This window comes from Brachybacterium sp. AOP42-C2-15, from assembly GCF_052377065.1.
Lineage (GTDB): Bacteria > Actinomycetota > Actinomycetes > Actinomycetales > Dermabacteraceae > Brachybacterium.
Window position 1 is genome coordinate 161,145 of sequence record NZ_JBQSWK010000005.1, and the last position, 8,292, is coordinate 169,436.

An 8,292-nucleotide genomic window follows, 5' to 3' on the forward strand; every position below is an offset into this window, starting at 1 on the left:
TCCCAGGCGAGATGCGCTTGACTGGACGCGCCCGATCAGTGCCGATCTCGTGCCGAGGAGCCGCCCTATGACCGCTCAGACCCCCACCCTGCCCGCGCAGCTCGCCGCCCTGTTCGCCCGGGCCGATGAGCTCGCTGCCATCCTGGACGCCCCGCCGTCGGCCGCTGGAGTCCCCCGGCCCGAGCATCCGCGGCCCCAGTTGCAGCGCCCCGCCTGGCTGAGCCTCAACGGGACCTGGCAGTTCGAGATCGACCAGGGCGACTCCGGTCGGGAGCGTGGGCTGCTGGAGCGCGAGCTCGCGCAGACGATCACCGTGCCCTTCGCGCCGGAGACCGAGGCCTCCGGGATCGGGAACCGCGATTTTCTGAACGCCGTCTGGTATCGGCGCACCGTCACCATTCCCGCAGACTGGGACGGCTTGCGCCCGATCCTGCGCTTCGAGGCCGTCGACCACGACACCACGGTCTGGGCCGACGGTGTCGAGGTGGCCCGCCACCGAGGCGGCTTCACCCCCTTCGCGGCGGACCTCTCGAGCGTGCCCGGCGTCGGCCCCGGCTCCGAGGTGGAGATCGTGGTCCGTGCCCGCGACCCGCATGACGTCCCCCAGGCCCGCGGCAAGCAGTCCACCTGGTTCCACGCCACCCACGCCAGCTACCACCGCACCACCGGCATCTGGCAGAGCGTCTGGCTCGAGGGCGTCCCCCTCGACGAGATCCGCTCCCTGCGGATCGTCCCCTCGCTCGGCGGCCGTGCCTTCTCCCTCACCGCGCCGCTTGCGCGCACCACCGGCGGCACGCGCCTTGAGGTCGTCGCCTCCGTGCCCGGCGGCGAGGAGGTCGCACGCGCCGAGGTGCGGGCTGATCTCGATCTCGCCCCGCACCTCCAGCTGGTGATCCCCGAGGATAAGGTGCGGATCTGGGGACCCGGTGCCCCGGAGCTGTACTCCCTCACCGCGCGCCTCCTGGACGCGGACGGCGCGGTGCTCGATGAGGTCCGTTCCTATGCGGGCCTGCGCGCGACCACCCTGCGCGACCACGAGTTCCGGATCAACGGTGAGAAGGTCTTCCAGCGCCTCGTGCTCGACCAGGGCTACTGGGAGGAGACGTTCATGACCTCCCCGGCCGACGAGGCGATGACCACCGACATCCGCCTCGCCCTCGAGGCCGGGTTCAACGGCGCCCGCCTGCACCAGAAGGTCTTCGAGCAGCGGATGCTGTTCTGGGCGGATCTGCACGGCTACCTGGTCTGGGGCGAGTTCGGGGACTGGGGCATCTCCGGCCACGGCCCGATGGGCGACAACCAGCAGCCCACTGCGACGTTCATCGGCCAGTGGATCGAGGCCGTCGAGCGGGATCTCAGCCATCCCAGCATCATCGGCTGGTGCCCGCTGAACGAGACCCATCAGGTGAGGCATGACCAGCTCACCCAGCTCGATGACGTCACCCAGGCGATGTACGACGCGACCAAGCTCGCCGACCCGTCCCGCCCGGTCCTGGACGCCTCCGGCTACTCCCACCGGGTGCGCGGCGCCGACATCTATGACTCCCACTCCTACGAACAGGATGTGGAGCGCTTCCGCGTCGAGCAGTCCGGGCTGGCGGACGGCACCCCCTGGGCGAACCGTCGCGAGCTCGCCCCGGATGAGATGCCCTTCGCCGACGGGACCTTCTCCCTGCCCTTCGCCGGCCAGCCCTATTTCGTCTCCGAGTACGGCGGCATCTGGTGGAACGAGCAGGAGGCCCGGGAGGCACAGGAAGCCGAACGCGCTGGCAACAACGCCGCCGAGTCCTGGGGCTACGGCGAGCGGGTGCGCAGCGAGGAAGAGCTCTATACGCGGTTCGAGGGACTCACCCGGGTGCTGCTCGAGGACCCGCTCATGTTCGGCTACTGCTACACGCAGATGACGGACGTCTTCCAGGAGAAGAACGGCGTGGTCGACTTCGACCGCGGCCGCAAGCTCGACCTCGCCCGACTGCGTGCGGTGCAGGAGAAGCCGGCTGCGTACGAGCAGGACTGAGCATCGCGGTGCCGGGGCGTCGTGCCGACGTCCCGGCGAGGGCTCAGCCCTGGCCCACCAGGGTGACGACCATGACCGGCGAGGCCTGCGCGAGCCAGACCCGGGTCCGCCACCCGTCGACGGCGATCTCGCCCGCCGCCGCAGGGCACTCCACGTAGTCCTCCTCGCCGAGCTCCTGAGCCAGCTCGTCGACGACGTCCGGCACGCTCACGGACCCGTCCGGGCATAGCGCACGGAAATTGTTCATGACCTGGTCAGTCGTGCTCAGGCGGGCATCGACCCAGTACGTCGAGGGGCCGGGGGCCCCGGAGCCCAGGGTCCCCGAGTACCAGAGGAACTCGGCGTCCTCGGGCAGATCTCTGGTTCTTTTCTGCACTGGTGCAGGATCGGTCTGCGCGGACTTGTCGATGTTCTTCGCCGGCACGGGGACCTCCTCGGGATCGAGCAGTGAACAGGATGTGAGGGCGAGCGATGCGATCACGCCCGCGATGACGCGGCGGGGGAATCGGGGATCATTCATGGCGCACTGATCGTGGCACTGTCCGGAGCTTCGCCTTCCAGCTGGCGAGACTCATGTGGTCGCCGATACCCATGTGATCGCGTCCTCCCCCTTCATTGCTCCCCAGTCATTGCTCCCCAGAGCTCACCATGATTGCTGATCCCAATGATCGATGCCGCATGGAGAAATACTCACCAGGTCTCCGAGCTCGGGTACTTACTTGTAGACATTTACGCTTGTGGACACTTACGACACCCTCCGCAAGGAAATCGTCTCCGCTCCTCCCTCGACGACGCCGCCGAGATCGTGCAGCCGGTACTCACAGAGCACGGATCCGGGGAGCTGCGGGATGTCGCGCAGAGGGCGTCGAACGGCATCTCATCGCCTGCCTGCGGTGCCCGCGGCACCCGACTACGCTGTTCCGGTGACCTCCACCGACACCGTGATGACCCGCAGCCCGCTCACCCTTGACGACGTCCCCGCGCTCACCGCGCTGATGAATCGCATCGACGTGGCGGATGAGCTCGGTGAACCTGCCGAGGAGCCCAGCATCCGGGAATGGCTCACGATGCCCGGGCTCGATCTGAGCGAGGACACCCTCGCGCTCCGCGATGGGGATGAGCTGATCGGCTTCGCCGCCATCGACGTCCACACCTCGCTGGACCGCGACGGCCGCGTGCGCTGCCAGCTGATGGGTGGGGTCGATCCCGCCCACCGTCGCCAGGGCCTGGGTGCGGAGCTGTTCGAATGGGCCGAGAGCCGCGCCGCGCAGCTCGCCGCCGAGCGTCACTCCGCGGAGGCCGACGCGATCTTCCGTGTCTCCGGAGGCCGTGACCCGGACCTGGACGCGCGGGAGGACGCCCCGCTCACCGGCGGCGCCGACGTGCGCCCGCTGATCGAACGGCGCGGCTACCGCCGGGCCCGCAGCTGGCTCGTCATGGTCCGCGACCTCCCCGGGGCGGCGCTTCCCTCCTTCGAGCGGGAGCAGGTGCAGGTGATCGCGCCCGAGCACGATCACGCCGAGGCCACCCGGCTCGCCCATATCGATGCCTTCGACGACCATTGGGGCTCGGCTCCGGTCCCGCCGGAGCGCTGGAACATCTGGTGGTCCTCCCACACCGCTCGTCGCGAGCTCTCCAGCATCGCGCTCGACGCGGAGGGCACCGTGCTCGCCTACGTCATCACCTCGGAGGACAAGCCCGGCGTGCTGCACATCGCACTGGTGGGCACCCGCCCCGGGGCACGTGGCAGGGGCCTTGCGCGGGCGGTCATCGCCCGCACCCTCACCGCGGCGGCCGACGCCGGATATGCCAAGGCAGAGCTCGAGGTCGACGCCGAGTCCCTCACCGGTGCGACCCGCCTCTACGACGCCCTCGGCTTCGCCCGCGACGCTGTCTACGGCACGTTCGAGAAGCCTGTCGGCCGACTGGTCTGAGGAGCACCCGATGAGAGCAGTCCGCTTCGAGACCTACCGAGGAACGCCCGAGCTGGTCGAGGTACCGAGCCCCGTCTGCCCGCCCCGCGGCGCAGTCGTCACCGTGCACGCCACCGGCGTGTGCCGCAGCGACTGGCACGCCTGGCAGGGACACGACGATTCCGTGCAGCTGCCGCACATCCCCGGCCATGAGTTCGCCGGCGTCGTCGCCGAAGTCGGGGAGGAGGTGACCCGCTTCGCGCCCGGTGACCGCGTCACCGCCCCGTTCATCCTCGCCTGCGGGCAGTGCGAGCAGTGCCTCGCGGGCGCCCCGCAGGTGTGTCCCCAGCAGCGCCAGCCCGGTTTCGACTTGCCGGGATCCTGGGCCGAGCAGGTGGTCGTGATCGAGGCCGACCACAACCTCGTCGCCCTTCCCGACGGGATCGACATGACCCTCGCCGCCGGGCTCGGCTGCCGGGTGGGCACCGCCCACCACGCTGTGCGTGCACAGGCCGACGTGCAGCCGGGGGAGCAGGTCGTCGTGTTCGGCTGCGGCGGGCTGGGCCTGGCCTGCGTGATGGTCGCGCTCGCCGCGGGCGCCGAGGTGGTCGCGGTCGACGTCTCGCCCCGCGCCCTTGCCGCTGCCGAGGCTCTCGGCGCCGCTGCGCTGACCTCGTCGCCGGACATCGCCGCCCGGGTGCGGGAGGTGACCGGTGGCGGCGCTCACGTCAGCCTCGATGCGCTCGGCTCCGCCGCGACCGCCCGCGCGGGGATCGAGTCACTGCGACCCCGCGGCCGGCACGTGCAGGTGGGGCTGCTGCTGGGGGAGGACGCCGACCCCGCCCTGCCGATCGGCCGCGTGATCGCCCAGGAGCTGCAGATCCTCGGCAGTCACGGCCTCGCCGTCGCCGAATACGGCGAGCTGCTCGCTGATGTTGCGAGCGGTCGACTGGATCTGGCAGGGACCGTCGGCCGTGTGATCGACGCCGCCGAGCTGCCGGCGGCGATGGTCGCGATGGACCAGCCGCCCACCACCCCGGGGATGACCGTCGCTCGCTGGCGCTGAGATGCCTGGGTGGGATGGATGCCGGGCGGGAAGTGCGTCGCCCAGGCACTGCAGACCACGGCCGGGGTGAGGAACGCCGCGACCGGCCCCGCCGTGCCCGGCCGAACTCGCCTGCTGTGGAAGCATTGAGCGCATGACCATCACTGCAGCAGCCGACGGCTCCGCCCTCGGCAATCCCGGCCCGGCCGGCTGGGCCTGGTACATCGACGAGGACACCTGGCGTGCGGGCGGGTGGCCCCACGGCACCAACAACATGGGCGAGCTGAAGGCTGTGCTCGATCTGCTCGAGGCCACCGCCGTCGACGCCGACCAGCACCTGCACATCCTGTGCGACAGCCAGTACGTCATCAACTCGGTCACGAAGTGGATGCCGGGCTGGAAGCGCAAGGGCTGGCGCAAGAAGGACGGCAAGCCGGTGCTGAACGTCGAGCTGTTGAAGGACATCGACCGTGCCCTCGCCGGGCGCAGCGTCGAATTCGAATGGGTCAAGGGCCATTCCGGCCATGCCATGAACGAGGCTGCGGACAAGCGCGCCAACGCCGCCGCGACGGCTTTCCAGAGGAAGCAGGACCCGCAGGTGGGCCCCGGCTATCCCGGCGCGGATGCTGCGCCGTCAGCTCCAGCCGCCGCAAAGGTCTCTCCGGAGGCCGCCGCGGGCGCGCCCAGTGCCGCCGCCCCGGCTGATGACCTCTTCAGCCTCTTCGACGAACCCGCCGCCCAGCCGACCCCGGCGAGCTGCTCGACCGCATCCGAGGAGACGGTGCTGGTGGCCGACGCGCCCGGCGCGACCGACTTCGAGCAGATCACCGCACGCGAGCTCGCACTGCTCAGCGCGACGTTGCGCGCGGATCCGCCGAGCGCCGCCGAGCTGCTGCACCCGGACTTCAGCGAGGTCGGTGCGAGCGGGCGCCGCTACGACCGCGACGAGATTCTCGCCCACCTCGCACCCTTGGAGGCCATCGAGGCGGAAGAGTTCATCGCCGACGAGATCGCCCCCGGCGTGGTGCTCCTGCAGTACTCGACCCATGGGCAGGGCGACACCGTGCACCGCAGTTCGCTGTGGGTGCGCGAGAACGGTCGCTGGCTGCTGCGCCACCATCAGGGCACCCGCGCCAGCGCAGGTCGCTGAGTCGCACCTGCTCGTCACTGGAGCGCGAGGCTGGGACTCAGCGGCCTACGAGGTGGTCGGCGTCTCCGGCGGTTCCGACTCGTCGTCGGCATCGCCGCAATCGGGGTTGTCCGCTGAATTGTGGTCCTCGGAGTCGTCGTGCTTGGGCTCGTCGCCGCTGTGTTTCTCGGGCGGGGGACCGGGCCACGGCGTGAATTCAGATGGCGTGAGCTGTGACGGTGTGAACGAGGTGCCCATGGCCCCGTGCGGGCTGCTCCAGATCCAGGCTCGCGGCGGTGATGACGGGTCGGCGAGAGCTGTCCCGGAGTCGTCTGCCTCGGATCCTGTCTCGGTCTCGATCCCAGTCTCTGCCTCGGCCCCTGTCCCGGTCGCTGCACCCGTCTCGGTCGCAGGCCCATTCGCGTTGCCAGCCGCGGTCATGTCGGCGGCAGCGTGGGAACTGCTCAGCGGGCTGAGCACCCACAGGCCGAGCTCCTTGAGCAGATTGCAGCGCACGCACAGCCCCTGGCCGTTCGCATAGCTGGTGGGGCCGCCCTTGTGATGCGGGACGACGTGGTCGATGTGGCGGATCTTCGCATTGCACCAGGGGGTGCGGCAGGTCGTGTCGCGCCAGCGGATCATCCGGGCGAGACCGGCGGGGAATACCCGCGCCCGGGACTCCATCGCGATCAGATCGCCGGTGCGCGGACTTCGGTACAGCCGACGGTAGAAGGCCGAGACCACGTCATCGGGATGCTCGTCCTCATCGGCTCGAAGGTGACCTGGTGGCTGACCAAGCAGGGTGTCTCGGATGATGTGGGCGGGGATGGTGCCGTAGCCCTCGAGTTCAGCGGTCTCGGAGCCATCGTCCTGACCCAGCAGTGCGGTGTCGGAGATGACGATGCCGACGTCCAGGCCGGGACGGGTGCGGGGCATCCTCGGAGCCGCCTGCTCGGCGGCGTCAACCTCGGGGGCTGCGCCTGCCGCATGGGCTTCCTGGGCTTCTTGGGATTCCCGAGCCTCTTCAGGCTTTTCGGAAGCGCCGGGCTCGTGGACCGGATCGACAGGCTCTGCGCCCGGGTCGCTTGGGGTGATGTGCTGGTCGTCGGGTGTGACGTGCTGATCTCTGGGCTCGACGTGTTGATCGCCGGGCTCCTCGGCCTGCCCACCACGCAGCACGTCGTCGACCAGCAGATCCGCTTCCAGCGCGGGGACGGAGGCCTTGGCCCCTGCGACGCGCAGTGACTCGGCGCGGGTATTCAGGGAGTTCATCAGTCCGGCGGCGTCGACCCCTCGCAGTACGGCGGTCACCCTGGCCATCCCGTCAGCCAGGGGAGTCATCCGCACGTGCCGGGCGCGAGCGGCACGCTCCGCACGCTGGCGGGATGTCTCGGGCTCGAGTTGCTGAACCAGCTTCTGAGTGTCGCTTCGCAAGCGCTTGTATCCCTTGCCCTGCAGGAACTCGGGGTGCTCGCGGAGGTGGTCATCCACCCTGTGGCAGGTGTCCGCGTTGGCACCGTCAAGCGCACCAGAGACTGCGGAGGCCTGTTGATCAGTCATGGCACCGGCCCACAGACGCTCGATCGCACTGGGCATGTTCTGCGTCAGTCGGCGGGCCTTCGCCAGGGAGAACGAGGAGGTGGACGGCGAGATCCGGCGGGCGAGCGCGATCTCCTGCCCGGCGCCGCGGCCCTGCTTTGAGGACGGCACGCCCCGCGCGAGGTCATCGCGCCGGATCCGGTCCTCGGCGGCGACCTGCCAGGACGCATCGATCGCGGCGAGGGAGGCGCGCAGCTGATCGACGCCAGCGAGGACGGCGAGCGCTTCTTCGGCGCTCTCGGGGGCGGTATCCGGGAGCGAGTCGCGCACTGAGCGGGTGCGGGTGAACGCCATCAGGGTCGCGGCCAGGACCTGGGCGACGAGCGCGCGGGCCTCAGGACTGGTCTCGATTGCGCTGAACCGGCCCAGCACCTCCTCGAGGACATCTCCCGACGGCGGCGCCACGTCCCGGCGAGGGGTGTCCTCGCCGGGGTGGTCCCCGCGGCCCATCGGTGTCGATTCCATGCTTCCATCGTATGTAGATTCGAAAATGTCCGCTACCCCTGCAGGGAATCTGTGGATAGCCTCCAAGGTTGTGGACGGAATTGTGGATGAAATTGTGGATGGATGACCACTGTGGAGGAAAGGT

6 protein-coding genes are annotated in these 8,292 nt (G+C 69.8%); 4 read left to right on the top strand and 2 right to left on the bottom strand.

Features of this window, described 5'->3' with window-relative positions; translation table 11 throughout:
• The first annotated feature begins 67 nt into the window (after nt 1–67).
• A complete protein-coding gene (locus tag ACT3SQ_RS04615; protein WP_441443444.1) occupies nt 68–2,017 on the top strand; it encodes a glycoside hydrolase family 2 protein in 1,950 nt (649 codons plus the stop codon).
• Between the two features lie 43 nt (nt 2,018–2,060).
• Here ACT3SQ_RS04615 and ACT3SQ_RS04620 read toward each other — a convergent pair whose 3' ends face one another.
• The gene (locus ACT3SQ_RS04620; RefSeq protein ID WP_441443443.1) at nt 2,061–2,537 is read right to left on the bottom strand and encodes a hypothetical protein; all 477 of its coding nucleotides are present in this window, start codon (nt 2,535–2,537) and stop codon (nt 2,061–2,063) included.
• A gap of 403 nt (nt 2,538–2,940) precedes the next feature.
• Here ACT3SQ_RS04620 and ACT3SQ_RS04625 point away from each other — a divergent pair, with 403 nt between their 5' ends.
• From ACT3SQ_RS04625 to ACT3SQ_RS04635, 3 genes are all read left to right on the top strand, one after another.
• Nucleotides 2,941–3,951: a GNAT family N-acetyltransferase gene (locus ACT3SQ_RS04625; RefSeq protein WP_441443442.1), complete on the top strand. Its 1,011-nt coding sequence runs from the start codon at nt 2,941–2,943 to the stop codon at nt 3,949–3,951.
• Nucleotides 3,952–3,961: 10 nt separating this feature from the next.
• Complete coding sequence (locus ACT3SQ_RS04630; protein ID WP_441443441.1) at nt 3,962–4,996, top strand: alcohol dehydrogenase catalytic domain-containing protein; 1,035 nt, start codon at nt 3,962–3,964, stop codon at nt 4,994–4,996.
• 133 nt (nt 4,997–5,129) lie between these two features.
• A complete protein-coding gene (locus ACT3SQ_RS04635; protein WP_441443440.1) occupies nt 5,130–6,125 on the top strand; it encodes an RNase H family protein in 996 nt (331 codons plus the stop codon).
• Nucleotides 6,126–6,170: 45 nt separating this feature from the next.
• Here the strand turns inward: ACT3SQ_RS04635 and ACT3SQ_RS04640 are convergent, their stop codons facing one another.
• The gene (locus ACT3SQ_RS04640; protein ID WP_442331976.1) at nt 6,171–8,168 is read right to left on the bottom strand and encodes an HNH endonuclease; all 1,998 of its coding nucleotides are present in this window, start codon (nt 8,166–8,168) and stop codon (nt 6,171–6,173) included.
• Between the last annotated feature and the right edge of the window lie 124 nt (nt 8,169–8,292).

Excerpts from the sequence above, each read along its gene's own strand:
- ACT3SQ_RS04615 (WP_441443444.1), top strand. The coding sequence starts at position 68 with ATGACCGCTCAGACCCCCACCCTGCCCGCGCAGCTCGCCGCCCTGTTC.
- ACT3SQ_RS04620 (WP_441443443.1), bottom strand. The coding sequence starts at position 2,537 with ATGAATGATCCCCGATTCCCCCGCCGCGTCATCGCGGGCGTGATCGCA.
- ACT3SQ_RS04630 (WP_441443441.1), top strand. The coding sequence starts at position 3,962 with ATGAGAGCAGTCCGCTTCGAGACCTACCGAGGAACGCCCGAGCTGGTC.
- ACT3SQ_RS04635 (WP_441443440.1), top strand. The coding sequence starts at position 5,130 with ATGACCATCACTGCAGCAGCCGACGGCTCCGCCCTCGGCAATCCCGGC.
- ACT3SQ_RS04640 (WP_442331976.1), bottom strand. The coding sequence starts at position 8,168 with ATGGAATCGACACCGATGGGCCGCGGGGACCACCCCGGCGAGGACACC.